Source organism: Streptomyces sp. NPDC046122, from assembly GCF_056429965.1.
On the sequence record NZ_JBWKLQ010000003.1, the window covers coordinates 336,648 to 362,682 of the forward strand.

Here is a 26,035-nt window from a genome sequence, read left to right on the forward strand (position 1 = left end):
GCCCGTTCCTACTTCCGCATGACGGCGGGTTCGCGCCGGCGCAGCAGCCTCGAGACGATGAATCCGAAGAGCACCGACAGCACCACCAGCATCGCCATGTTGAGCAGCCACACGCCCAAGGAGTGCTGGAACAGGGGGTCGGAGGTCAGTTCCCCGGGGACGATGTCGCCCAGGCCAATGGTTCCGGCCATCGCGCCGAGCGCCCACCGCGAGGGGACCAGCCACGCCAGTTGCTCGATTCCGGCGACCCCGTTCAGCTTCAGCAGCGCGCCGCAGAAGACGACCTGGACGATGGCGAGGAGGACCAGCAAGGGCATGGTGACCTCCTCCTTGCGCACCAGGGCCGACACCAGGAGTCCCAGCATCATCGCCGTGAACGCCAGCATCGCGACGGCCACCGTGATCTCCGCCAGTGGCGGCATGAGCACCCCCTCGCCGCCGGGCGCGCCGAGGTCGACGCCGACCAGGGCGACCAGCGTCAGGACGACGGCCTGGAGGATCGTGATGGCGCCCAGTACGACGATCTTGGACATCAGGTACGCCGATCTGGACAGGCCGACCGCACGCTCCCGCTGGTAGATCACCCGTTCCTTGACCAGTTCCCGCACCGCGTTCGCCGCACCGGTCAGGACGCCGCCGACGCACAGGATGAGCAGGGCGTTCATCGCCGTCTCCTGCGTCAGACGCGATCCGGCCAGCGCCCGGGCCATCGCGCCCATGACGAACGGCAGGGCGATCATGATCGCCAGGAAGGTCCGGTCGGCGCTCAGCGCGGCCGTGTACCGCCGCACCAGCGTCCGCAGCTGCGCACCGCGGCTCCGGGTGCGCGGCGGCGGCGCGACGGCCGCGGGCGCCGAGGTCTCCGGCGGCAGATGCGGCTGCGCGGTGGCGTTCGTGACGTACTGGCGGTGGAACGGGGAGTCACGGTACTGGCCCGCCCAGTCGCGCTCGCGGTCGTTCTCGAAGGCCTCGAACGCCTCCGGCCACTGCTCGAAGCCGAAGAAGGCGAGCGCGTCCTCCGGCGGCCCGTAGTAGGCGATCTTCCCACCGGGGGCGAGCATCAGCAGCCGGTCGCACACGTCGAGGCTGAGCACGCTGTGCGTGACGACGATGACCGTACGGCCGTCGTCCGCGAGGCCCCGCAGCATGTGCATCACCGAGCGGTCCATGCCGGGGTCCAGCCCCGACGTCGGCTCGTCGAGGAACAGGAGCGACGGCTTCGTCATCAGCTCGAGGGCCACGCTGACCCGCTTGCGCTGGCCGCCGGACAGGCTGTGGATCGGCTGGGAGGCCCGCTGTTCGAGCCCGAGTTCGCCGATGACCTCGGTCACCCGCGCCTGCCGTTCCTTCTTCGCGGTGTCCTCCGGGAAGCGCAGCTCGGCGGCGTAACCGAGTGCCCGCCGCACGGTCAGCTGTGAGTGCAGGATGTCGTCCTGCGGTACGAGGCCGATGCGCTGGCGCAGCTCGGCGTAGTCCCGGTAGAGGTCGCGGCCGTCGTACAGGACCGTGCCCCGGTCGGCGGGCCGCAGGCCGGTCAGCGCGTTGAGGAGGGTCGACTTGCCCGCGCCGCTCGGCCCCACGACGGCGAGCAGGCACTTCTCGCCGACGGGGAAGGTGACGTGGTCGAGAAGTGTCTTGCGGCCCTTGTCCACGGAGACCGCGAGGTTCTGCACGTCGAGCGACACCTCACCGGTGTCGACGAACTCCTGCAGCGTGTCGCCGACGAGGCAGAACGCGGAGTGCCCGATGCCGACGATGTCACCGGCGGAGACCCGGGCCACGGAGACGGGCTGGCCGTTGAGGTAGGTGCCGTTGTGACTGCCGAGGTCGGCGATCTCGTACGTGCCGTCGGGGCGGGCCCGCAGCTCGGCGTGCCGGCGCGAGACGATCAGGTCGTCGACGACCAGGTCGTTGTCGGCGGCGCGGCCGATGCGCACGGTACGGGCCGGCAATGGCCGTACGGTGGTGGGCTGCCGGAAGGTGCCCGTCGCGGACGGCATGGACACCCGGGAGGGGCGTTCTCGCGCCGATGGTGGCGGCCCGTGGCCCAGAAGGACCGCGCGCGGCCCGTCCGCCGGGCTGCCGAAGCGGATGACGCTGCCGGGGCCGACGTCCCATTCGTGGATCCGTCTGCCTTCGGCGTACGTGCCGTTGGTGCTGTGCTCGTCCTCGAGGGTCCAGTGGTCCGCCTCGGGCCGGAGCACCGCGTGATGCCATGACACGCGCGCGTCGTCGATGACGATGTCGCTCAGTGGGTCGCGCCCGACGTGGTAGTCCCTGCTCGGACTGATCAGCGTCGAGCCCGCCTCTGTTTCGAGGACGAGCTCGGGCGGCGTCGGCGCGACAGGCCGTTCACCCATGTCCAAAATTCTAGCGACGGGTCCCGGTTTCCGCCGCTCGGAGAGAGTCGGCGGAGCTCGCCGGGCGGGCGCGTGAACCGGGACCCATGGACGTGGCGGGCCCCGGTCGCGCCGCGACCGGGGCCCGGAGGGTCGGGTTCCTCGGTGGTGTCAGCCCATCGCGCCGACGTCCGCGTCGCGGCGGCCACGGCCACGGCCGCGGCCGCGTGAGCGGGACGCGCCGGGGCTGTCGCTCTTCATGGCCGCCATGGCCACGGCGAGCAGCAGGGCGACGCAGCCGACGATCACGTTGCTGACGACGCTGCGCGTGGTGTCGACATTGCCCGACACGACCCACGGGGAGACGATCGTCCACGCGCCGATGGCGGCGGCAGCCCAGGCCATGGCGTGGGTCCGCTCGTACGCCGAGCCGAACCCGCCCATGCACAGGGCGTAGGCAACACCGGTGATCAGGTTGCACACGGCCAGGGTCGTGAGGCCGTTGAACCCGGCGATCCAGGGCGACGCCGCGAGGTACAGACCCGTGAGGAGGGCGAGTGTCTCGATCGCCTGGGCGCGCGGCGTGGCGGTGGCCCGCTCGAACCGGGAGCGCATCTCGGCGACGTCGGGGTGCTGCTCAATGCTGGGGTGAGTGGTCATGACAGGCTGCCTCCACTAAGAGAGCCTTTATCTGCCCTTTACGTCACAATTAACGCTTATTCGTCCATTTTGGTCAACGGGCCGGAGAGGCCGGAAACAGGGCCCTGACTACGCTGGGGCCGTGTTCACCTCCCAGGGCCCCACCCTCCGCGAGCTGACCGTGCAGGCGCTGTCCTCCATCGAGCGCGGCTACGACCTGCTGGCCCCGAAGTTCGACCACACTCCCTTCCGCACCCCCGACCGTTTCCTGGACGCGGTCGCCGCGGCCCTGGAGCCCCTCGGTCCGTTCGACGCGGGCCTCGACGTCTGCTGCGGCACCGGAGCCGGCGCGCGCGTGCTGCGTCCGCTGTGCCGCCGCCGGGTGACCGGGGTCGACTTCAGCGCGGGCATGCTGGCCGCCGCCCGGGAGGCGTACGGCGAGGGCGGCGGGCCCGCGGTGCAGTGGGTGCGGGCCGACGCCCGCGCGCTGCCGTTCAGCGGTGCCTTCGACCTGGCGGTGAGCTTCGGGGCGTTCGGGCACTTCCTGCCGGCCGAGCGGCCCGCACTGTTCGCCGGAGTCCACCGGGCGCTGCGGCCGGGCGGACTCTTCGCCTTCCCCATCGGTGCGCCCCCGCGCGTCGGTTCGCCGCTGTACTGGACGCTGCTCGGCTTCGACTCCGCGATGCGCGTGCGCAACGCGCTGTGGCGGCCGAGGTTCGTCATGTACTACCGGACGTTCCCGCTGCGAGGGGTGCTGGACGACCTGGCGGGGGCCGGGTTCGAGGTGCGGTCGCAGCCCCTGGAGGAGTTCGGCCGGCGTGCCGACGGGAGCCCCCACTGGCGGCTGCTGGTCGCCCGGAAGGCGTGACCGGGCCGGTGCGGGGGTTCAGTATCCCTTGGGCGGCCGGCCCGGGTCGGCCTGTTGGACCCGCTCCGCGAAGTTGGAGCCGGACTGGTTGACGCCGTACCGGGCGCGGACGTAGTTGATCGTGGCGCACATGCAGGCCACCACGTCGTAGGGCGTGGTGGCGGTGCCCTCCTGGTGGTACCGCGCGAACGTCGGCGGGATGCACTGTGTCGCGCCGCGCGAGCAGTTCCGGGGGTGGCCGTCCGCCACGACGGGGCCGTGGGCGTTGGAGTCCCCGGTGTTCACCCGCCAGCGCGGGTGGTTGGACGCGGATTCGCGCAGCGCGATGGTGGCGAGCGCGGGCACGCCGAACTCGGGGTCCATGCCGGTCAGTTCGCAGGCCCGCTCCGCATACGTGCGCATGGCGGCCTCGCCGGATTCGTCGTCGGGATCCTGGTAGGTGACCTCACTCAGGTCCATGGGTGTCCCCTCTTGCCGCCGTTCGCGGCGGACGTTCTCTCCTGACCGGTTTCCTACCCATGTCGCCGATGACCTAGGCGGCCCGTTCCGGCAGGAAGTCGCTCAGTTTCTCCCCTCGTTGTGAAGTGGCTTTCGGTAATGACCGTGTCACACCAGCGAATCTGCACATCGAATGCGCAGGGGGCACATCGTCTTCAAATAGCGACACCCGCTCTGACCTGCAGTTATGGCTGTCTGCGCGGGAATGTCCCCATCGGTCGCGCGATGTTCGAAGCCCGCCCGGTATTCAGCTCGGGCGATCCCGTGAAGAACCTGTCACCAAGTCATGGACGCCTGTGCACGTCGCGGCAATTTCGCGCAGGGATGTGACCGGACGGGCAATGGCCCGACTGGCTGCCCAACATGCTTACGTGCTTTGATCCTTCGCACTGAGGCCTATCCGTCAGGGGCGGTCCCGGTTATTTCGAATATTCACCGCGAAGGGAAACTCGCATCATGAACTTCTCCCAGGTTGCGACCCAGGAAATCTCCGACAACGACCTGGACAACGTGTCCGGCGGCCTCCTCGGCGGCGTGGTCGGCAACGCCACCGGCGTCCTGAACTCCGTCGTCCCCGTCTCGGGCACCGTCGGCTCCGCCCTCGGCACCGTCGAGGGCGTCACCGGCCTCAACACGGGCGCGGTCACGGGCATCGCCACCGCCACGGTCGCCGGCGTCTGATCCGCCCGCGCCGCCGAGCGGCGCGGTCACCAGCGGTGACTACGGCTCGTCGGCGTCCCCTCCCTGCCGACCGGCCGGGCCGTACCGCCCCGGACCCGCCCAGGGCCCGGGGCGTACGGCCGCCTCGAATTCCCGGCAGCCCGAGCGCTGCCGGATCATTGCAGTCGGCCCATTGCGGTTGAGGGAAGAGTGTCGTGCAGTTTCGCCAACAGGCGCTTTCCAAGCTGCAATCGCCCGAAGAAATTGATCTGCCGGTGCGATTCGCCCGGCCCCAGGGCCGGCTTGTTCTGATCGTCACGGTCGTCGTCATGATCGCCTCGGCCGTCTGGGCCGTGAAGGGGACCGTGTCGGCCACGGTCGCCGCCCCCGGCATCCTCACGCACGCCCAGGGAAGTTACGTCCTCCAGAGCCCCGTCGCCGGCCAGGTCACCGCCGTGCTCGCCGACGAGGGCGAGCGGGTCTCCGCGAACGCGCCGCTTCTGAAGGTCCGCACCGCGCGGGGCGACACCGTCGTGCGCACCATCGCGGCGGGACGGGTGACGACGCTCGTCACCGCGATCGGTTCCGTGGTGACCACCGGAGCGGACGTGGCTGCCGTGGAACGCGTGAAGAACGCGGGCGATCCCCTCATGGCCATGCTGTACGTACCGGCCGAACGCGGCTCCACCGTGCCCGTCGGCGCGGCCGTCGACCTCACGGTCCAGTCCGTCGCGACACAGCGGTACGGCGTCCTGCGCGGCCGGGTCCAGGCCGTCGGCAGGACCGCCCAGACCCGCCAGCGCATCACCGGCTTCCTCGGCAGCAGCCAGCTCGGCGAGGAGTTCTCGAAGCAGGGCCAGCCCGTGTCCGTGCTCGTGACGCTGGACCGGTCGGCCGATTCCCGCTCCGGCTACTCCTGGTCGACCTCCCAGGGACCGCCGTACGCCGTCGAGTCCATGACCCTCGCCACCGGCGCCATCCACCTCGCCGAGCAGCGTCCGATCGATTGGCTGCTTCCGTGACCCCACCCCAGCCGTCCGCCGCCCCGCCCCAGCCGCAGCTGCCGCCGGCGGGCCGCCGCAGGCACCGCCCCGAGCCGGCCGCCGGCGGGCGCCGCCGCGCACGGCCCGTCCAGGTCAAGAAGCGCAGGGCCGTCCGCACGCCCACCGTCCTCCAGATGGAGGCGGTGGAGTGCGGCGCCGCCGCGCTGGCCATGGTGCTCGCCCACTACGGCCGCCACGTGCCGCTCGAAGAGCTCCGCATCGCCTGCGGCGTCTCGCGCGACGGCTCGCGGGCCAGCAACCTGCTCAAGGCCGCCCGCGGTTACGGCCTCCAGGCCAAGGGCATGCAGATGGAATCGGCGGCCCTCGCCGAGGTCCAGGCGCCCGCCATCCTCTTCTGGGAGTTCAACCACTACGTCGTCTACGACGGCACGGGGCGCAGGTTCGGCCGTCGCGGCGTCCACATCAACGACCCCGACAAGGGCCGCCGTTTCGTCCCGTCGGAGGACTTCGACACCAGCTTCACCGGGGTCGTCCTCGTCTTCGAGCCCGGCGAGTCGTTCCGCCGCGGCGGCCGCAGGCCCGGCGTGATGAGCGCCGTCCCCGCCCGCATGCGCGGAACGACGGGAACCCTGCTCGCCGCGCTGCTCGCCAGCCTCCTGCTGGTCGCCGTCGGCGCCGCGGTGCCCGCGCTGAGCCGTACGTACATCGACATGTTCCTGATCGGCGAGCAGACGTCGATGCTGGGGCCGCTGTTCACCTCGATGGCGGCCATGGTGGCGCTGACCGCCGTACTGACGGGGCTGCAACAGGCGAACCTGCTGCGCGGACGCATCATCTCCTCCACGCTCAGCAGCGCCCGCTTCCTGCGGCACCTGCTGCGACTGCCCGTCACCTTCTTCGCCCAGCGCAGCCCCGCCGACCTCGTCCAGCGCCTCCAGTCCAACGACGCGGTCGCCGAGACGCTGGCGCGCGACCTCGCCGCCGCGGGGGTCGACGGGGTCGTCGTCATCCTCTACGCCGTCCTGATGTGGACGTACGACCCGCAACTGACGCTCGTCGGCGTCGTGGTGGCGCTGCTCAACGTCGTCGCCATGCGCGTCGTGATCCGGCTGCGGGCCACCCACACGCAGAAGCTGCGCGCGGACAGCGCCCGGCTGACCAACACGTCGTACACCGGGCTCCAGCTGATCGAGACGATGAAGGCCACCGGCGGCGAGAACGGGTTCTTCCGCCGCTGGGCCGGACAGCACGCGACCACGCTGGACGTGCAGCAGCGCCTCGGCGTGCCGAGCGCGTTCCTCGCCGTCGTCGCGCCCACGCTCGCGACTCTCAACAGTGCGCTGATCCTGTGGATCGGCGGCCTGCGGGCCGTCGAGGGCCACATCTCCATCGGTCTTCTCGTCGCCTTCCAGGCGCTGGTGGCCCGCTTCACCGCGCCCATCAGCCGGCTCAACGGCGTGGCGGGGCGCATCCAGGACTTCGCCGCCGACGTGGCCCGGCTGAAGGACGTCGAGAGCTTCCCGGTCGACGTGGTGTACTCGCGCCGCGAGCCGGACGAGAGCACCCGCAGGCTCACCGGGCACGTGACGCTCGACGACGTCACCTTCGGTTACAGCCCTCTGGACAAGCCCCTGCTCACCGGCTTCTCGCTGGCGGTCGGCCCCGGGCAGCAGGTCGCCCTCGTCGGCGGGTCGGGCAGCGGCAAGTCGACCGTCTCCCGCCTGATCTCGGGGCTCTACACCCCGTGGGAGGGGACGATCCGCATCGACGGACAGCGGCTGGAGGACATCTCCCGCAGCGCGCTGGCCGCCTCGGTCTCCTTCGTCGACCAGGAGGTCTTCCTCTTCGAGGGCACGGTCCGGGACAACGTGGCACTGTGGGACCCCTCGATCCCGGACGAGGCCGTCGTCGCCGCCCTCCGGGACGCCGCGCTGTACGACGTGATCGCCCGGCGCCCCGACGGCATCCACAGCCGCGTCGAGCAGGACGGCCGGAACTTCTCCGGCGGCCAGCGCCAGCGACTCGAAATCGCCCGGGCGCTGGTCAGGCGGCCCAGCATCCTCGTACTCGACGAGGTCACGAGCGCCCTCGACGCCGAGACCGAGCGGATCATCATCGACAACCTGCGGCGGCGCGGCTGCGCCTGTGTCGTCATCGCCCACCGGCTGAGCACCGTGCGCGACAGCGACGAGATCGTCGTGCTCGACCACGGCTCGGTCGTCGAGCGCGGCCGCCACGAAGACCTGGTCGCCGCCGGCGGGGCGTACGCCGAGCTCGTCAAGGAGCACTGACATGTCGTCCGCACACCCGAGCGCCGTCGTGGGCGCTCCCGCCGGATACGACGCGGTGACCTACGCGCTGGGCGGCCTCGGCGCGCCCGTCGACTGCTCCGGACTGCGCAGCCTCCCTCTCGAGGGGCCGCAGGTGCTGTGGCTCGTCGTGGGCGGAGCGCTCGACCTGTTCGCGGTCGACGCCGTGCAGCAGGGCCACTGGCACTTCCTCGGCCGCCTCGAAGCCGGCACGCTGCTGCTCGGCCCCGTGGAAGGCCCGCAGCACACCCTGCTCGGCCGGCCGTCGCAGGACTGCGTGCTGCGTCGGATCCCGCTGCGCGAGCTCTGCCGGCAGCCCGCGGCCGACGGCTACGGCTGCGGCGACGCCGGGGCGGCGTACGAGAGCCCCCTGGACCACGCCTTCGCCCTCGGCGTCGGACGCGGCCTCGGCGTGCTCTTCCAGGCCCCGCTGGACGGCCGGCCGGACATCGAGGGGGCGGTGGCCGACGACGACGTGCTGTGGATGCCGGTGTCGCCCGGCAGCGTGCAGTACGGCGCCTCCTACGGCCACGAGGCCGCGGGCGATCTGCTGATCGAGACGGCGATGTGGCAGCAGCTGGTGAACCAGCAGTACCGGCTGCTGTCGGCCGTCGACCACTGGATCGAGGAGCTGGAGCGCGCCCACGAGGACCGTACGGCCGCCGGCATCAAGGCCGGCGCGGCCGTCCGCGAGCGGGCCGACCAGGCCCTGGTCGCCTCCATCGGCCGCCCCGACCGGTCCGGGCGCGGCACGACGGCCGCCGACCGCGCGAGCGACGACGCCACGTTCGCCGTCTGCCGCCGGGTCGCGGAGGCCGCGGGCATCACCCTCACCGAGCCACCGAGGGGCGGCGCGGCCGACGACCGCGTCACCCCCGTCGAACGCATCGCGCTGCACTCCCGGATCCGCACCCGCGACGTCCGGCTCGTCGGACGCTGGTGGCGGGCGAACTCCGGCCCCCTGGTCGGACACCGCGCCAAGTCCGGCGCGCCCGTCGCGCTGGTGTGGCGCCGCGGACGGTACGAGGCGGTGAACCCTGCCTCGGGCCTGCGCATCCGCGTCGGCAAGGACAACGCGCAGGACTTCGAGCCGCGCGCGGTCATGTTCTACCGCCCCCTGCCCGACCGCCCGGCGACCCCGTGGGGGCTGCTGCGTTTCAGCCTCCGCGACACCCGGTTCGACCTGTGCAACCTACTGCTGAGCGGGCTGGTGACGGTCGGCCTCGGCGGGCTGGTGCCGATCGCGACCGGCCAGGTGCTCGGGGTGTACGTGCCGAACGCCCAGAGCGGGCTCATCGCCCAGGTCTCGCTCGCCGTCATGATCACCAGCATCGTCACGGCGTCGTTCATGCTGCTCCAGAACCTCACCATCCTGCGGATGGAGGGCCGTATCGAGGCCACTCTCCAGCCGGCCGTCTGGGACCGGCTGCTGCGGCTGCCGACGAGATTCTTCACCGAACGCTCCACCGGCGAGCTGGCGAGCGCCGCCATGGGGATCAGCGCCATCCGCCGGGTGCTGTCGGGGCTCGGCCCGGTGGTCGTACAGGCCGGCACGGTGGGCGCGATGAACGTCGTGCTGCTGTTCTGGTTCAGCGTGCCGCTGGCGCTCGCGGCGCTCGCGATGCTGGTGGTCATCGGCGCGGTCTTCCTCGGGATGGGCCTGTGGCAGGTGCGCTGGCAGCGGCGGCTGGTCGAGCTCGGCAACAAGCTCAACAACCAGGCGTTCCAGACCTTGCGCGGACTGCCCAAGCTGCGGGTCGCCGCCGCCGAGAGCTTCGCGTACGCCGCCTGGGCCCGCGAGTTCGCCCGCTCCCGCGAACTCCAGCAGCGCGCGGGACGCATCAAGAACCTCACCACGGTCCTCGACGCCGTCTACCTCCCGCTCTGCTCGCTGATCATGTTCATGCTGCTGGCGGGGCCCGCCCGGGGCAGCATGTCGGCCGGCGCCTTCCTGACCTTCAGCACGGCCGTCACCATGCTGCTCACGTCGGTCACCCAGCTGACCGGCGCGCTCATCTCGGTCGCCGCCGTCCTGCCGATGTTCGAACAGATCAAGCCGGTCCTCGACGAGGCTCCCGAGGTGCGCGGCGCGAGCGCGCAGCCCGGCGCGCTGTCCGGCGCAGTCGAGGCCAGGAAGCTTTCGTTCCGCTACACCGACGAGGGTCCCCTGGTCCTCGACGACGTGTCGCTCGACGTGCGGCCCGGCGAGTTCGTGGCGATCGTCGGCCCCAGCGGCTGCGGCAAATCGACCCTGCTGCGGCTGCTCATCGGCTTCGACAAGCCGGTCTCGGGCAGTGTGCTGTACGACGGCCAGGACCTGGCGGCGCTCGACCAGGCCGCCGTACGCCGCCAGTGCGGTGTCGTCCTCCAGAACGCCCAGCCGCTCAACGGGTCGATCCTGGAGTGCATCAGCGGCGCGGGGGTCTTCTCCCAGGAGGAGGTGTGGGATGCCGCCGAGATGGCGGGCCTGGCCGAGGACATCAGGCGCATGCCGATGGGGCTGCACACGATGATCTCCGGCGGCGGCGCCATCTCGGGCGGACAGCGCCAGCGCCTGATGATCGCTCAGGCGCTGGTGCGGCGCCCGCGCATCCTCTTCTTCGACGAGGCCACCAGCGCACTGGACAACGAGACGCAGCGCATCGTCATGGAGAGCACGCGCAGGCTGAGCGCCGGCCGCCTGGTGATCGCCCACCGGCTGTCCACCGTCATGGACGCCGACCGGGTGCTCGTCATGGCGGACGGCCGGATCGTCGAACAGGGGCCGCCCGCCCGGCTGCTGGCCGACCCGGGCGGGCGGCTGCACGAACTGGTGCGGCGCCAGCTGGCGTGAACCGGGCCGGCGCCCGCCCGAACCGGTCCGGACGCCGGCCCGGGTCGGCCAGCAGCCGGGCGGGGCAGTCGGCGCGGGCGGCTCTCAGCCCAGCGTCTTGAGCATCTCGCGCGCCAGGGGACCGGACGACGCCGGGTTCTGACCGGTGTGCAGGTTGCGGTCCACGACGGTGTACGGGGCCCACGGCTCGCCCTCGCGGAAGTCCGCGCCGAGCCGCACGAGCCGGTCCTGGAGCAGCCACTGGGCCTTGTCGCCGAAGCCCGCCTGCGTCTCCTCCGCGTTGGTGAACCCGGTCAGCCGGTAGCCCGCGAACGGGGAGCCGCCCGGACCGCTCTCCGTGGCCAGCAGGGCCGCCGGCGCGTGGCACACGATGCCCAGTGGCCTGCCCGAGGCGAGCGTGTCGGTCAGCACCCTGGCGGACTCCTCACTGACCGCCAGGTCCTCCATCGGGCCGTGGCCGCCGGGGTAGAACACGGCGTCGTAGTCGGCCGCGTCCACCTCCTCCAGCTTCAACGGCCGCTGAAGTCCCTCGAAGGACGCCAGAGCCCGCACCATCCGGTCGGCGCCCTCCGGGCCGCCGTTCACCTCCGGCGCCAGGCTGGCCCGGTCCACCGTGGGCACGACGCCGCCCGGCGTCGCCACGACGACCTCGTGCCCGGCGGCGGTGAACACCTCATGAGGGGCGACGACCTCCTCGGCCCAGAAGCCGGTGGGGTGGCGTGTGCCGTCGGCCAGCGTCCAGTGGTCGGCGCCGGTCACCACGAAGAGGATTTTCGACATGCAGCACTCCCTTGTCGGTCGATCTCGAGTGCACCCGCCGTGCTCCACCCGTCGGCGCCCTCGACGGTTGCTCAAGCTATGTCAGTCCGGCCTGCCCTGCGGAGCGTGACACGAGGTCCTGTCGCGGAGCCCGGCGGCGCCGGTTCTACGCACCGGCCCGAGCGAGGCCCCCTGACGGGTGCACCGCCCGGCGCAGCGCAGTGCCCATAAGTGGGCATAGGGGCGCATCGGTGCAACGGATGTGCGCATTGGCGTCTTGTTTGAGACACTGATGTCTCAGGCGAGACCGTGTGGTGTCACCAGACACCCTTGCCATGAGTAGAAACAGGAAACCCATGCACCCCGCCCCCGCCCGGCACGACCCCCGGGCTCAGCTCGATCCCCGGCGCTGGGCCGTCCTCACGATCCTCTCCGGCAGCCTGCTGCTGATCGCGATGGACACCACGATCCTCAACGTCGCCTTCCCCTCCCTCGTCGCCGATCTGGCGCCCAGCTCCGTCCAGCAGCTGTGGATCATCGACGTGTACGCGCTGGCGCTCTCCGGTGTGCTGGTCACCGCCGGCGCGCTCGGCGACCGCTGGGGACGCAAGCGCATGCTGCTCCTCGGCTTCGGCGTCTTCGCGCTGGCCTCGCTGATCGCCGTGTTCGCCACCGCGCCGTGGCAGGTCATCGCCGCCCGCGCGCTGCTCGGCGTCGGCGGCGCGGCCATCATGCCGTCGACGCTGTCGATCCTGCGACACGTCTTCAGCGACGCCCGCGAGCGCGCCTTCGCGTACGCCGTCTGGGCGGCGGTCTTCGGCGGCGGCATGGCGCTCGGTCCGGTGGTGGGCGGTCTGCTCGTCGAGAAGAACGGCTGGCAGTCCGCGTTCCTGCTCAATGTGCCCGTCGCGCTGGCCGTCATCGCCTTCGGCCTGTGGCTGCTGCCCGAATCGCGTCAGCCGAGGGAGGGACGCTGGGACTGGTGGGGCGTCGGCCAGTCGATCGTCGGCATGCTCGCCCTCGCGGGTGGCATCAAGCAGCTCGGCAAGGGCGGCCCCGCCGACCCGGTCGCCTGGGCGCTGCTCGTCCTCGCAGCGGTGGCGATGACCGTGTTCGTACGCCGTCAGCTGAGGCTGGAACAGCCCCTGTTGCAGGTACGGCTCTTCGCGAACCGGTCCTTCAGCATCGCCGCCGCCGCGATCTTCCTCGGGATGATCGCGCTCGGTTCGGCGCTGTTCCTGATCACGCAGTGGTTCCAGTACGGAGAGGGCTACACGCCGCTGGAGGCCGGTGTCCGGCTGCTTCCCGCGCCCCTCGGCCTGGTCGTCACCTCATTGGTGACGCCTGCCCTGATGCACAGGCTCCCGATCCGCCACGTCCTGGGCGGCGGACTGCTGATGATGACCGCAGGTCTCGCCCTGCCCTGGACGTTCCAGCGGACCGGCGCCCTCGACTACCCGTCCGTCGCGTTCGCCCTGGCCGTGCTCGGCTGCGGCGTCGGCATCGCCACCACGGTCGCCTCGGTCACCCTGATGGCGGCCGCCCCGGCGCGCGACGTCAGCGGCGCCGCCGCCATCGAGGAGACCTGCTACGAACTCGGCGCGGCCATGGGCGTCGCCATCCTGGGCAGCGTGGCCGCCGCGCTGTACCGGGCGCACCTGCCCGAACTCGGCCTGGACGGCGCGCAGACAGCGGCGGTACGCGACTCCGTGGGTGAGGCCGCGCACCTGGCCGCAGAGACCGGCGGACCGGCCGGCGCCGCACTGCTCGAGAAGGTCTCCGAGGCCTTCACCGCGGGCATGACGCCGACGTTCCTGCTCGCCGCCGCACTGCCCCTCGCGGCGGCGGCGCTCACCTGGGCGAAGATCCCGGGGGACCTCCGCCCGACCGAGAACGCGCACTGACCGGTGTCCCTGGGGAGGGCGACCCCCTACCGGTAATACTTCAGAGCTACGCGTGAAGTGCCCTCCCTGGTGGGACGCCGACCACGAGGCGTGATCCATAACTTCCTTACCGGAAGCACGAAGGACATCCGGTAAGGAAGGACCACCCTCCATGGCGTCCCGCCCACGCAGCAGCCGCCCGCGCCGCGCCCTGCTCGCCGCACTCGTCGTCGCCTCGGTGGCCGTGCCGGTGTCGGGAGCGGCCCGTCCGTCGGCCGTCCCGGCGCCCGCCCCCGCGGCGCTGGCCCCGTTGGACGCGGCCACCCCCGAGATCCTCGCCGAGCGGTACGCCGCCAACCGGGACGGCATCCGGGCCGCCGAGCGCGCGGCCACCGGCCACGGGGACCACGGGCGGGCAGCCGCGCTGCGGGCCATGGCGGACCCGGCGCGCCACTTCCTCACCTTCGACGGCCGCGACGGCGGGCGTACCGCCGAAGTATTCGGTGACCTGTCCGGTGCCGAGCGGATCGCCGTACTGGTCCCCGGCGCGGACACCAGCCTCGACCGGTACGGGAGGCTCCGGGCCGGCGCGGCGGCGCTCCAGGAGGAGCTGGGGGCCCGGTCCGCCGTCGTCGCCTGGCTCGGGTACAGGACGCCCGGCACGGTGAGCCCCGAGGTGCTGACACCCGGCCGCGCGGAAGACGCCGCCCCCGCCCTGCGCGGCTTCCTGGCGGAGCTGCGCGTGGCCGGGCCGGACGCCCGTACCTCCCTCCTCTGCCACTCCTACGGCTCCGTGGTCTGCGGCCGGGCCGCGCCCGGACTGGCAGCGGGTGACGTCCAGGACGTCATCCTGTACGGCAGCCCCGGCGCCGGGGGCGACACCGCCGCCGCGCTCGGCACCCGGGCCACCGTCTGGGCGGGCCGGGGCGCCGCCGACTGGATCGCCGACGTACCGCATGCGAGTCTGCAACTCCCGTTCGCGGCGATCGGATTGGGGGCGGATCCCATGTCGCCGGAGTTCGGCGCCCGGGTTCTCGAGACGGGCGACGGCGGCCACAGCGACTACCTCAAGCCCGGTTCCACAGCCCTGGAGAACATCGCCCGGATCGTCTCGGGCCGGGCCCCTTCCGGTTCCGAGGAGGGGGAGCGTCGTGCGTGACCTCGTCCGGCGGATCGACTCCGCGACTCCGCCCGGCCGTGACCGCGCCGTCGACGCGCTGCGCGCCCTCGCCGTCCTCGGCGTCGTGCTCGGCCACTGGCTGGTGACCGCACTGGTCGCGGACAGCGGCACGGTGCGGGCCGTGAGCCCGCTTCGTTACCTGCCGCACCTCACGCCCGTGTCCTGGGTGTTCCAGACCCTGGCGGTCTTCTTCCTGGTGGGCGGGCTGGTGGGCGCGAGGAGTTACGCCGCCGCCCGCGCCCGGGGCGCCACGTACGGGCAGTGGCTGTCCGCCCGGACGGCCCGGCTGAGCCGGCCGGTCGCCGCCGTGCTGGTGGTGTGGGCCGTGGCGGCGGGCGTGATGCTCGGGTCCGGGGCGGGGCTGGAGACCGTACGAACAATGCTGAAGCTGGTGTGGTCGCCGCTCTGGTTCCTGCTGGTCTTCGTGGTGCTGACGGCCGCGACGCCGCTGGTCGCCAGGCTTCACCCGCTGTGGCCGCTCGCTGTCGTACTGCACGTCGATCTGGTGCGGTTCGGCCTGGGCGGGCCTTCGTGGCTCGGCTGGATCAATGTGGCCGCCGGGTGGCTGGTCCCGTACTGCCTGGGCGCGGCCTGGGCCCGGGGCGGCCTGAAGGGCCGTGCGACGGGCTGGGTGCTGCTGGGCGGGGGCGCGATCGTGACCGCTCTCCTGGTTCTGTTCGCGGGCTACCCGGCGGCCATGGTCGGGGTGCCCGGCGCCGAGATCTCCAACCTCGACCCGCCCACTCTCGCCGCCGTCACCTTCGGCCTCGCCCAGTGCGGTGCGGCGGTCCTGCTGCTCGGACCGCTGCGGCGGATGCTGCGGCGGCCCGGCGCCTGGGCGGCGGTCGCGCTGGTCAACCTCTCCGCGATGACGGTGTTCCTCTGGCACCAGACCGCGATGATGGCGGTCACCGCGATCGGCCTGCTGACGGACGAGGCGCTGCCCGGCCTCCACACGGTGCCCGACGGCCCCGGCTGGGTCCTCGCCCGGCTGACCTGGCTGCCGGTGTTCGTGGCGGCGTTGGCGGTGTGCTGGGCGGCGTTCCACACGTACGAACAGGGAAGGCCGAGGCCGCCGAAGAGCAGCCGGATCGTGCGCGAGGGGCATCCCGCCCGGGAGGCGGTGGTGCGGCGTGCCTAGGGTGGATCTTCTGACGGGGGAGAGCATGGTGGTGGAGCGGCTGCTGAAGGCTGTGCGGGCGGTGCCGCGCAACCTGCGCGAGGACCTGTGGACCGGGGCCGCTGCCCCGCTGCCGCCCGGCGGACGGCCCGGCTGGGTGATGTGGCAGCCGGTCATCGTGTTGCTGCTGGTGACGTGCGCGGCGCTCCTCGGCGTGGTCAACGTGAACGATCTCGCCTTCGACTGGGGCCACGGACTGGGCACCAGGTACGCCCTGCTGCTCGGCGGGGCCCAGTCGGTGGCGCTCGTCGTCGCGGCGTTCCGGCCGCTGCCGGCGTGGTGGATGGTGACCGTCGCCATGGTCGTCGTCGCGTGGCTCTCGGGGTCGTCCTCCCGTGACGAGGCGTTCCCCTGGACCGCCTCCGGGATCGCCGAGGGGATCCCGGGCTCGCAGTTCCCCTGGGACCCGTTGTTCCCCTGGACCGGCCCCGGGATCGCCGCGCAGGCCGGCGTGCTCTTCATGCTGGCGCTGCGGGTCCGCCCGCGCGTCGCGGTCGAGGCCCTGACGATCAGCCTCCTGGCGGGTCTGGCCTGCAGCACGCTCCTTCCCCTGGGCCACTTCGCCGGCGTCGGCCGCGCCATCGGAATTCTCACCGCCGCGGTGGTGGTCGGCGGCTCGCTGCGCGGCCGCCAGGTGGCCCGCACGGAGCTGGTCGTCCAGGAGGAAATGACCGCCGAGGAGCGGTCCCGGCGCACCCTCCTGGAGGAGCGCAACCGGATCGCCCGCGAGCTGCACGACGTCGTCGCCCACCACATGTCGGTCATCTCCATCCAGGCGCAGGTCGCCCCGCACCTGGTCGAGAACCCGTCCGACGAGCTCAGGGAGAACCTCGCGGGCATACGCGAGAACGCCGTCGGGGCGCTCACCGAACTGCGCCGCGTGCTCGGCGTACTGCGCTCCGAGGACGCCGTGTCGCAGGAGGTACGGCACGCCCCGCAGCCCACCCTCGACCTGCTGGACGAGATGGTCGGCAATGTGCGCGGCGCCGGGCTCACGGTCACCTTCCGGACCACCGGAGAGCCGCACCCGCTCCCGCCGGGCGTCGAGCTGTCGGCGTTCCGTATCGTGCAGGAGGCGCTGAGCAACGTGATGCGGCACGCGCCCGGAGCCGACGCGCGGGTCGAGATCGGACACCACGCGACCGGTCTCACCGTACGGGTCACCAACACCGCGCCCGTCGGGCCGGCCGTCCCCTCGCAGGGCGCCGGCCACGGCCTGCTCGGCATGCGGGAACGCACCGCCATGCTGGGCGGTGAGTTCGCCAACGGGCCGATGCCCGGAGGCGGTTACGAAGTTCTGGCGACGCTTCCCCTGGAGGGCAGTCCATGACCATCCGCGTGCTGATCGCCGACGACCAGATGATGGTCCGCCAGGGCTTCACGGTGCTGCTCGACGCCGAACCCGGCATCGAGGTCGTCGGCCAGGCCGTGGACGGCCTCGACGCCGTCTCCAAGGTCGCCGAACTCGCCCCGGACGTCGTCCTGATGGACATCCGGATGCCCGTGCTCGGCGGCATCGACGCGACCCGCCGCATCACCGAACCGCCCGGCGCCACCGTCAAGGTCCTGGTCCTGACCACCTTCGACCTCGACGAGTACGTGTACGAGGCGCTGCGCGCCGGCGCCTCCGGATTCCTCCTCAAGGACGCCTCCGCCGCCGAACTCGCCCAGGCCGTAAGGGTGGTGGCGGGCGGCGACGCGCTGCTCGCGCCGAACATCACCAAGCGCCTGATAGCCGAGTTCTCCCGGCTGAGCGACGGGCCGCGCGCCCCGCGCAAGGAGCGGGTGGGCGACCTGACGGAACGGGAGACGGAGGTGCTGTCGCTCATCGCGCAGGGGCTGTCGAACGCGGAGATCGCCGTGCGGCTCGTGGTGGCGGAGCAGACCGTAAAGACCCATGTGAGCCGCATCCTGGTCAAGCTGGGCCTGCGCGACCGGACCCAGGCCGCCGTCTTCGCCTACGAGACGGGGCTGGTGCGCCCGGCGGGACACTGAGAGCCGCAGGGCGCTCGCCACTCGCCCCCATGACCGCCCCAGGCCCTGCTCGCCGGGCCGGTGGTCCCGCTACCCGGCCGCCCGGGGAATCAGCAGCCCCGCGGCCGACCTCGCCGCCGTCAGCGCCCGGCCGCGTTCGCCGCCGGGCTGGCCCAGAACGACGCGGGTGCTCAGGCCGTCCAGGAGGGCCAGCAGCTGCGAGGCGTGCGCCGGTATGTCCATCGGCGCGAAGCGTGCGCGCTCCACGCCCTTGGTGAGCAGGGCCTCCAGATCCTCCTGCCAGCCCCGGTCCATCTCCTCCTGTGCCTGGCGCAGGGTTTCGTTCGCGGGCGTACGGGCCCAGAGCTCGATCCACAGCATCCAGCGCGGGTCGCGCGGTCCGCGCGGCAGGTACAGCTCCAGGAACTGGTCGAGCTTGCGCTCCGCCGTCGTCCGGCGGCCCAGCAGGAGCCGGCGTTCCCCGGCGAGGTCGCTCTCGCTCCAGCGCAGCGCTTCCAGCAGCAGCCGGTCCTTGCTGCCGAAGTAGTACAGGATGTGGCCGCCGCTGGTCTCCAGCCGCTCGGCGAGCGCCGACATGGTGAGCGCAGCCAGGCCGTGCTCGGCGATGAGTGCCATGGCCTCCTCGAGCATCCGCTCCTGGGCGATGTGCCCGTCGCGTCGTCGCGCCGCTCCCGCCACCCGATTCCCCTCCACCGACTCCGCCGTTCCTACCGATGTCACGACCTTAGCCGCGGATTCGCGCGGGGGTCTTGACGGGTGGGGGAGCGGCACCGCATCTTGAATGCCGTTCTAACTCTTAGAACGGCATTCAAGATCTGGTGGGAGTGGCATGGCGACGCACATGGCCGGGCAGCAGCAGACCGACGAGGTGTTCCGGGTCGAGACCCACGGCATCGACCGCATCCCGGACGACGAACGGCACGGCAGCGCGAAGGACCTCTTCTGGCTCTGGTTCGGCTCGAACCTGACCTTCACCTATGTCATCAACGGCGCGCTCGCCGTCGCCTTCGGACTGTCCTTCTGGCAGGCGACCGCCGTCGTGGTCGTCGGCGGCCTGGCCTTCTTCGTCATCAGCGCCGCGGGCCTCAGCGGAGTCCGTACCGGCACCGCCACGCTCGTCATCTCCCGCGCCGCCTTCGGCACGCGCGGCAACTGGCCCGCCGGAGTGCTCAACTGGATCGTCAGCATCGGCTACACCATCGTCAACACGGTGGTCGGCACACTGGCCCTCGAGCTCTTCTTCGCCGAGATCGGCTGGCAGGGCGGCGACACCGCCCGCGCCCTCGCCCTCCTGGTGACCCTGACCCTCACCTTCGCGGTCGCCATGTGGGGGCACGCCACCGTGCAGTTCGCCGAACGCTGGATGGCGTACGCCCTGGCCGCCGGCTTCGCCGCCCTGCTCGTCTTCGTCCTGCCCGGCGCCGACACCGCCGCCCCCGCCGCCGGGCCCGGCGCGGCCGGCTGGAGCCTGGCGTTCGTCGTCATGCTGTCGAGCCCGTTCTCGTACGTGCCGATGCCCGCCGACTACACCCGTTATCTCCCGAGGACCACCTCACTGCGCTCCCTCACCTGGTACGGAGCGCTCGGCGGCTTCCTGTCGTCGGTGGCGCTCGGTGTGGCCGGTGTCGCCGCCGCCACCCAGACGGACATGACGGACGCGGTCGCCGGGACGGAGAAGCTCCTGCCCGGCTGGTTCCAGCCGGTGTTCCTGGCCCTGGTGCTCCTCGGGTCCGTCACCAACTCGATCATCACGCTCTACTCGTCCAGCCTGAACCTCCAGGTGCTCGGCATCCCCTGGAGCCGGTCGCGGGCCATCCTCATCAGCGCCGCCGTCACCGCCGTCGGCTCGCTCTGGGCCCTCTTCTTCGCCGACTTCACCGAGTCGCTGCTGTCCTTCCTCTCCCTGCTGATCATCGTCTTCGCCCCGTGGAGCGGCGTCTTCCTGGCCGACATGGTGCTGCGCCGCTGCCGGTACGACGCCGAGGCCCTGCACGCGGGACCGGGCGGCGCGTACGGATACCGGGCGGGCTACCACCCGGCGGGCATGGCCGCGCTCCTCACCGGCATCGCCTTCGCCGCCCTCACCTGCGACTCCGAACTGTGGACCGGCCCCCTGGTCGCACCCCTCGGCGGCGCGGACCTCACGCTCCTCGGCTCGGTCGTCTCCGCGCTCACGTACGGGGCGCTGGTCGCCCGCACGTCCCTTCGTCCCGCCCGCTGACCCGCCCGCCCAGCCCGTACCACCCACACCGCACGCACAGGAGCGCATCCCTCATGACCCGCACCGCCCCGGCCGATCTGGTCCTCGTCAACGCCCGCATCCACACCGTGGACGCCCGGCTGCCGCACGCCCGGGCGCTGGCCGTCCGGGACGGGCGCATCGCCTGGCTCGGTGAGGACGCCGGCGCCGCGCGGTGGACCGGACCGGACACCGAGGTCCTCGACGCGGGCGGCCGGCTGGTGCTGCCCGGCTTCATCGACGCCCACAACCACGTCAGGCTCGGCTCCGACGACGCCTGCGTCCAGCTCGCCGGCGTCCGGACGCTCGACGGCATCCACGAGCGCATCCGTACCTGGCGCGCCGCCCACCCCGACGCCGAGTGGATCGAGGCCGAGGCCTTCGACTACTCGGCGATCCCGGACGGCCGGATGCCCCGCGCCGAAGACCTCGACCCCGTAACCGGCGACACCCCCGCCTTCGTCCTCAGCTACGACGTGCACACCGCCTGGTTCAACACGGCGGCCATGCACCGCCTCGGCATCGCCAGGGGCCGTACGAGTCCGCCCTTCGGCGAGGCCGAGACCGACCCGGCGACCGGCGAACCCACCGGCTTCGTCAAGGACTTCGCCGTCAAGGGCCTCTCCCGCGACGGCCACCGCGCCCTGCGCGCGCTCGGCGTGCCGTGGGCGTCGCCCGACCGGCAGTACGGGCGTCTCGCGCGCAGCCTCGACGACGCGATCGCGTACGGCATCACCACCATCGTCGAGCCGCAGAACTCGCTCGACGACCTCGCCCTGTACGAGCGGGCCCGCGCCGAGGGCCGGCTCCGCTCGCGCATCGTCGCGGCCCTCTTCCACCCGCGCGGCACCACCGGCGCCGATCTCGACGACTTCGCCGAGGCCGCGCGCCGCTTCGACGACGACCTGCTGAACGTCGGCCCGCTCAAGCTCTACATCGACGACGTCGTCGAGCCCCGCACCGCCGCCCTGCTCGAGCCCTACGCCGGCTGCGGCCACCACCGGGGCGAGACCTTCTACCCGCCCGAGGAGTTCGCCGAACTGCTGACCCGGCTGGACGCGCGCGGCTTCCAGTGCTTCGTGCACGCCACCGGCGACCGGGGCATCCGCACCGTCCTCGACGCTGTCGAGCGCGCCCGCGAGGCCAACGGTCCGCGCGACGCCCGCCACCAGGTCGTGCACGTCGAGTGCCTCGACCCCGACGACACCCCCCGCTTCCGGGAGCTCGGTGTGGTCGCCTGCATGCAGCCGCGCCACAGCGCTCCGGAGATCGCCGGGCCGGGCAAGGACTGGGCGGCGAACGTCGGTGAGGACCGCTGGCACAAGGCGTGGCCGATGCGCAGCCTGCACGAGGCCGGGGCGGTGCTCGCCTTCTCCAGCGACTGGAACGTCGCCGAGATGGACCCGATGGTGGGCATCTACACCGCCGTGACCCGGCGCCCGCTCGGCGGCGGGGAGCCGTGGATGCCGGGTGAGACCGTCGACGTGGCGACCGCCGTGCACGGCTACACGATGGGATCGGCGTACGCCAACTTCCTGGAGCACGAGCGCGGTTCGCTGACCGTGGGCAAGCTCGCCGACTTCGTCGTCCTGTCCCGCGACATCCTGAGCGTCGCGCCCGAGGACATCCCCGGCACCGTCGCCGAGACGGTCGTGGTGGGCGGCCGGGTGGTGGTCACGGCGTCATAGCCAGCCGTTGCGGCGGAACGCGCGGTGGATGGCGAAGCAGGAGACGGCCATGACGACGAGGGCGAGGGGGTAGCCGTACGTCCACCGCAGTTCGGGCATGTGGTCGAAGTTCATGCCGTAGACACCGCAGATCATGGTCGGTACGGCGATGATCGCGGCCCACGAGGTGATCTTCCGCATGTCCTCGTTCTGCGTGATCGTCACCTGCGCCAGATGGGCCTGCAGGATCGAGTCGAGCAGCCCCTCGAAGGCCGCGATCTGCTCGGCCGTCCTGGCCAGGTGCCCGGCCACGTCGCGGAAGTACGTACGGATCTCCGGGCCTACGGCCGGCACGGGCTCGGTGGCCAGCAGGCGCAGGGGCCCGGCCAGCGGAGCCACGGCCCGCTTCAGTTCGAGCAGTTCCCGCTTGAGCTGGTAGATCCGGCCGGCGTCGCCGCGCCCCGCCGGCTCGCTGAACACGGCGGACTCGACGGCGTCCATGTCGTGCTGCACGGCCTGAGCCACCACGAGGTAGTCGCCGACCACGTGGTCGGCGACGGCGTGCAGCACGGCGGCCGGACCCATGGCCAGCCGCTCGGGCGTCGACTCCAGGTCCTCGCGCAGCGGGCCCAGTGTGCCCCGGCCGCCGTGCCGGACGGTGATGACGAAGTCGGGGCCCGTGAACACCATGAGGTCGCCGGTGTCCACGATCTCGCTGGTGGTGGTCACCTCGGTGTGCTCGACGTAGTGGACGGTCTTGAAGACCGCGAACAGCACGTCGTCGTACCGCTCCACCTTCGGCCGCTGATGCGCCTGCACGGCGTCCTCCACGGCCAGCGGGTGCAGCCCGAAGAGCTCGGCGAGACCGGCGAACTCCTCCTCGGACGGCTCGTGCAGCCCGATCCAGACGAACCCCTGGCCGGCTTTGCGGACCCGCCGCATGGCCTCCTCCGCCGGGCAGTCGCCGGGCCGGCGCGCGCCGGCCTCGTAGACCACGCAGTTCACCACCGCGCTTCCGAGCGGCGAGCGGGTGGGGTGGCTCAGATCCACGTTCGGGCGGTAGGCGCGGCGAACCGCCCGGCTGAGAGTGCGGATCAACGGCATGGAGTGCTCCTTCGGCGAATCGGCGGCCAGTGTGCCACTGGGCGCCCGGGGCCGGTCCAGGAGGGGTACGGAGGGCTCCGAGGGGGCCGTACACTCCGAGCATGGGTCGTCGCGGCGCAGGTGAAGCAGGGGGATGCCCGTACCGGGCTCCCCACGCCCTGTGCCGCGCCCTGCACGGTCACGGCTAGCGGTCGTCACCGCTGGGCGCCGGCCCGCGCACCGGCCTTCTCCCCGCGTTCCCCCGTCTTCCCTTCCCGTGCGCGCACGCCCTGCTTCCCGCCGTTCCGGCGTGCTCCGCCTTCCCCGTTTCCCGCTCCCGGCCGTGCCGCGAGCGTCCCCGACCGACGCCGGACGACCGGTGTCGGCGCACCCTGCCCGAGAGGACCCCTGTGAAGTTGAGCGAGTTGCTGGCCGGCCACGACCACGAGGTCCTCGCGGGAGATCCGGACACGCCGATCACCGCCGGCACCTGCTTCGACGCTCACCGGGCCACCCCGGGCATCCTGTTCATCGCCGTACCCGGGCACGTGGGCGGCGGACCCGAGGCGGTGGGACCCGCGCTCGCGCGCGGCGCGGTGGCCGTGCTCGTCGACGCCGCGAACCCGCCCGCCCAGGCGCCCGCCCCGGGCGTCTGCGTCGTGCGCGTGCCGGACACCAGGAAGGCCGCGGCGGCCGTCGCCTCCCGGTACTACGGGGAGCCCGGGCGGGCCATGGACATGGTGGCCGTCACCGGCACCAACGGGAAGACCTCGGTCTCGTACATGGTCGAGTCGCTGCTGCGGATCGCCGAGGGAGCCGTGGTCGGCGTCATCGGAACGGGCGGCAGCCGCATCGGTGACGAGGTGATCCCCATGCCGAGGTCGGTGCTGACCACGCCGGAGTCACCCGACTTCCAGTACCTGCTGGGGCGCATGCGCGACCGTGAGGTCTCCACCGTGGTCCTGGAGGCCACGTCGATGGGGCTGCTCACCAACCGGGTGGACGACTCGTTCCTCGACGTCGGCATCTTCACCAACCTGACGCAGGACCACCTGGACGACCACGGCACGATGGCGAACTACCGCGACGCCAAACTGCGCCTGTTCGAAGGGCTCTGCCGTCGCGCGGTCGTCAACGTGGACGACGCCGTCGGCGCCTCGATCGTGGCGATGATGCCGGGCAGCGTGACGACGTACGCCCTCGACGCGGAAGCGGACTACCGGGCCACCGGTCTCGACATGGACAGCCGCGGAACGCGGTTCACGCTCCACCACGCGGGCCGCACGTACCCGGCGGCGATTCCCGTGCCCGGCCGCTTCTCCGTGGCCAACGCCCTCGCCACCGTGGCGGCCTGCCACGTCCTGGGCCATGACCTGGCCGGCCTGGTCGGCGCGCTGGACCGCATGCCGACGGCCCCGGGCCGCTTCGAACGCTTCGAGACCCCGGGCGGTACGTCCGTGATCGTGGACTACGCCCACTCGCCGGACTCGCTGGAGAAGGTGCTCACCACCATCCGGGGTTACGCCGAGGGCCGGGTCATCACCGTCTTCGGCTGCGGAGGCGACCGTGACAGCACCAAGCGCGCGGAGATGGGCGAGATCGCCGGCACCCACTCCGACCTGTGCGTGGTGACCTCGGACAACCCCAGGAACGAGGACCCGGAGGAGATCCTGGACCAGATCACCCCGGGGCTCGTCGCGACCGGCACCCCGTTCGAGCGCTGCGCCGACCGGCGCACCGCCATCGCCTACGCCCTGGCCGCCGCCGGCCCGGGCGACACCGTGCTGGTCGCGGGGAAGGGCAGCGAGCCGTTCCAGATCGTCGGTGAGCGGCTGATCCCGTTCAGCGACATGGCCACGGTGCGCGAACTGAGCGAGGCGTAGGTGCGCTCGGGCATCCACGGCCCGTCCGGCGGGAGTCCGGCCCGCCGTCAGTCCGCACTTCCGTACGCGGCCCCGGGCTGCTCCTCGTACACGTAACCCGTCACCCACGTGATGTCGAGCTGCGCCGACGAGCCGGGCGCGGCGGGCGGGCCGTACAGCGAGCTCTCGTTCTGCAGGACCCACGACAGCGGCTCGGACGGTATGCCGCGCGTGCTCGATCCGACGAGCACGCCGTCCAGGTAGTACCGGACCTCCTGCGGCGTCCACTCGACGGACGTGGTGTGCCAGTCGGTCCAGCGCGCGCCGGTGGGGAACATGTCCTGCCGGCCGCCGTCGCACGGGTGCGTGAACGCCGTGATGGTGTCGGTCCAGTTCTGCTCGGGGAAGTCCATCTCGCACCCGTCGCCGTACCAGAGGTGTGCCGACTTGTAGCCGGGCGCGGCCTTCACGACCCGGAAGCGTTCGCTGAACTTCCCGTACGTCTGCTCCATCAGCTTCTTCGGCACCACGGCCGCGGCGTGCACCGGCCCGCCGTCCGCAGGCCGCCACATCCGGATGCTCATCCGCCCGTCGCCGTTCTCGGCGGGCCCGACGCCGACAGTGTCCTCGGGGTGGTAGGCGCCGCCCACGGACCTGCCCGTGTTGCCGTCGGCGCCCGACATCGCGGTGTCCTGCCACCTGCTCGGGTACGCCCACCAGTCTTCGCGGTAGGAGCCCTTCAGGCCGGCGCAGTACGCGTCCTTCGTGTCGGCGTGGTGGTCGCAGTCGCTGAACGAGCCGAGCGGCACCGTGTCGCCGTTGAAATCCTCCGCGAAGACCTGGCGGAAGGGTCCGCAGTCGCCGCGCGGCATGCTGTCGCCGACCGTGCGGCAGGCGTCCTGCGAGGGCGCGGCCGCCCCCGACGCGGGCATCAGCCACGCGAACAGGAAGGACACCGAGGCCAGAGCCAGAGCCAGTGCGGCCGGCAGCGGACGCCGCCGGGGACGGCGGTGCGTGGGTACGGTCATGGCCCGGTC

Annotated in this window: 20 protein-coding genes; 13 read left to right on the plus strand and 7 right to left on the minus strand. The window is 72.1% G+C overall.

Features of this window, described 5'->3' with window-relative positions:
- Positions 1-8: 8 nt before the first annotated feature.
- Complete coding sequence (locus AC07FK_RS10850) at positions 9-2,360, minus strand: FHA domain-containing protein (RefSeq protein WP_479104460.1); 2,352 nt, start codon at positions 2,358-2,360, stop codon at positions 9-11.
- Positions 2,361-2,510: 150 nt separating this feature from the next.
- The gene (locus AC07FK_RS10855) at positions 2,511-2,999 is read right to left on the minus strand and encodes an SPW repeat protein (RefSeq protein ID WP_479104462.1); all 489 of its coding nucleotides are present in this window, start codon (positions 2,997-2,999) and stop codon (positions 2,511-2,513) included.
- 121 nt (positions 3,000-3,120) lie between these two features.
- On the opposite strand from AC07FK_RS10855, the gene AC07FK_RS10860 reads away from it, so the two are divergent.
- Positions 3,121-3,846, plus strand: coding sequence for a class I SAM-dependent methyltransferase (locus tag AC07FK_RS10860; RefSeq protein ID WP_479104464.1), 726 nt, complete (start codon positions 3,121-3,123; stop codon positions 3,844-3,846).
- Between the two features lie 18 nt (positions 3,847-3,864).
- Here AC07FK_RS10860 and AC07FK_RS10865 read toward each other — a convergent pair whose 3' ends face one another.
- Positions 3,865-4,305, minus strand: a complete 441-nt coding sequence (locus AC07FK_RS10865) for a hypothetical protein (protein ID WP_479104466.1) — start codon at positions 4,303-4,305, stop codon at positions 3,865-3,867.
- A gap of 495 nt (positions 4,306-4,800) precedes the next feature.
- Here AC07FK_RS10865 and AC07FK_RS10870 point away from each other — a divergent pair, with 495 nt between their 5' ends.
- The 4 genes from AC07FK_RS10870 to AC07FK_RS10885 all read left to right on the plus strand — a co-directional run bounded on the left by AC07FK_RS10870 (position 4,801) and on the right by AC07FK_RS10885 (position 11,150).
- The gene (locus AC07FK_RS10870) at positions 4,801-5,025 is read left to right on the plus strand and encodes a type A2 lantipeptide (RefSeq protein WP_138895529.1); all 225 of its coding nucleotides are present in this window, start codon (positions 4,801-4,803) and stop codon (positions 5,023-5,025) included.
- Positions 5,026-5,219: 194 nt separating this feature from the next.
- A complete protein-coding gene (locus AC07FK_RS10875; RefSeq protein WP_479104468.1) occupies positions 5,220-6,026 on the plus strand; it encodes a hypothetical protein in 807 nt (268 codons plus the stop codon).
- Positions 6,023-8,299: an NHLP family bacteriocin export ABC transporter peptidase/permease/ATPase subunit gene (locus tag AC07FK_RS10880; protein WP_479104470.1), complete on the plus strand. Its 2,277-nt coding sequence runs from the start codon at positions 6,023-6,025 to the stop codon at positions 8,297-8,299. Before AC07FK_RS10875 ends, AC07FK_RS10880 begins: the two co-directional genes overlap by 4 nt.
- A gap of 1 nt (position 8,300) precedes the next feature.
- The gene (locus AC07FK_RS10885; RefSeq protein WP_479104471.1) at positions 8,301-11,150 is read left to right on the plus strand and encodes an NHLP bacteriocin export ABC transporter permease/ATPase subunit; all 2,850 of its coding nucleotides are present in this window, start codon (positions 8,301-8,303) and stop codon (positions 11,148-11,150) included.
- Between the two features lie 84 nt (positions 11,151-11,234).
- Here AC07FK_RS10885 and AC07FK_RS10890 read toward each other — a convergent pair whose 3' ends face one another.
- Positions 11,235-11,930, minus strand: coding sequence for a type 1 glutamine amidotransferase domain-containing protein (locus tag AC07FK_RS10890; RefSeq protein ID WP_479104473.1), 696 nt, complete (start codon positions 11,928-11,930; stop codon positions 11,235-11,237).
- Positions 11,931-12,244: 314 nt separating this feature from the next.
- Between AC07FK_RS10890 and AC07FK_RS10895 the strand changes: the two genes are divergently transcribed.
- The 5 genes from AC07FK_RS10895 (at position 12,245) to AC07FK_RS10915 (ending at position 18,147) form a co-directional block, all read left to right on the plus strand.
- Positions 12,245-13,813: an MFS transporter gene (locus tag AC07FK_RS10895; RefSeq protein ID WP_479104475.1), complete on the plus strand. Its 1,569-nt coding sequence runs from the start codon at positions 12,245-12,247 to the stop codon at positions 13,811-13,813.
- Positions 13,814-13,964: 151 nt separating this feature from the next.
- Entirely contained in the window at positions 13,965-14,951 is a 987-nt protein-coding gene (locus AC07FK_RS10900; RefSeq protein ID WP_479104477.1) for an alpha/beta hydrolase, read from the plus strand.
- A complete protein-coding gene (locus AC07FK_RS10905) occupies positions 14,944-16,113 on the plus strand; it encodes an acyltransferase family protein (protein ID WP_479104479.1) in 1,170 nt (389 codons plus the stop codon). The genes AC07FK_RS10900 and AC07FK_RS10905 overlap by 8 nt, the downstream gene beginning before the upstream one ends.
- 1 nt (position 16,114) lies before the next feature.
- Positions 16,115-17,482 (plus strand): sensor histidine kinase, encoded by a 1,368-nt coding sequence (locus tag AC07FK_RS10910; protein WP_479104481.1) that lies wholly within the window; start codon positions 16,115-16,117, stop codon positions 17,480-17,482.
- On the plus strand, positions 17,479-18,147 hold the full coding sequence (locus AC07FK_RS10915) for a response regulator (protein WP_479104483.1): 669 nt from the start codon (positions 17,479-17,481) through the stop codon (positions 18,145-18,147). The genes AC07FK_RS10910 and AC07FK_RS10915 overlap by 4 nt, the downstream gene beginning before the upstream one ends.
- 69 nt (positions 18,148-18,216) lie before the next feature.
- On the opposite strand, the gene AC07FK_RS10920 is transcribed toward AC07FK_RS10915, so the two are convergent.
- On the minus strand, positions 18,217-18,825 hold the full coding sequence (locus tag AC07FK_RS10920; RefSeq protein ID WP_479104959.1) for a TetR/AcrR family transcriptional regulator: 609 nt from the start codon (positions 18,823-18,825) through the stop codon (positions 18,217-18,219).
- 151 nt (positions 18,826-18,976) lie between these two features.
- Between AC07FK_RS10920 and AC07FK_RS10925 the strand changes: the two genes are divergently transcribed.
- Both AC07FK_RS10925 and AC07FK_RS10930 read left to right on the plus strand, forming a co-directional pair.
- Complete coding sequence (locus AC07FK_RS10925) at positions 18,977-20,368, plus strand: purine-cytosine permease family protein (RefSeq protein WP_479104485.1); 1,392 nt, start codon at positions 18,977-18,979, stop codon at positions 20,366-20,368.
- 53 nt (positions 20,369-20,421) lie between these two features.
- Entirely contained in the window at positions 20,422-22,074 is a 1,653-nt protein-coding gene (locus tag AC07FK_RS10930; protein WP_479104487.1) for an amidohydrolase, read from the plus strand.
- On the opposite strand, the gene AC07FK_RS10935 is transcribed toward AC07FK_RS10930, so the two are convergent.
- A complete protein-coding gene (locus AC07FK_RS10935) occupies positions 22,069-23,157 on the minus strand; it encodes a magnesium and cobalt transport protein CorA (protein ID WP_479104489.1) in 1,089 nt (362 codons plus the stop codon). The genes AC07FK_RS10930 and AC07FK_RS10935 overlap by 6 nt on opposite strands.
- Before the next feature lie 389 nt (positions 23,158-23,546).
- Between AC07FK_RS10935 and AC07FK_RS10940 the strand changes: the two genes are divergently transcribed.
- Positions 23,547-25,019 (plus strand): UDP-N-acetylmuramoyl-L-alanyl-D-glutamate--2,6-diaminopimelate ligase, encoded by a 1,473-nt coding sequence (locus AC07FK_RS10940; protein ID WP_479104491.1) that lies wholly within the window; start codon positions 23,547-23,549, stop codon positions 25,017-25,019.
- Between the two features lie 47 nt (positions 25,020-25,066).
- Here the strand turns inward: AC07FK_RS10940 and AC07FK_RS10945 are convergent, their stop codons facing one another.
- Positions 25,067-26,026 (minus strand): glycoside hydrolase family 16 protein, encoded by a 960-nt coding sequence (locus AC07FK_RS10945; RefSeq protein WP_479104493.1) that lies wholly within the window; start codon positions 26,024-26,026, stop codon positions 25,067-25,069.
- Positions 26,027-26,035: the final 9 nt, after the last annotated feature.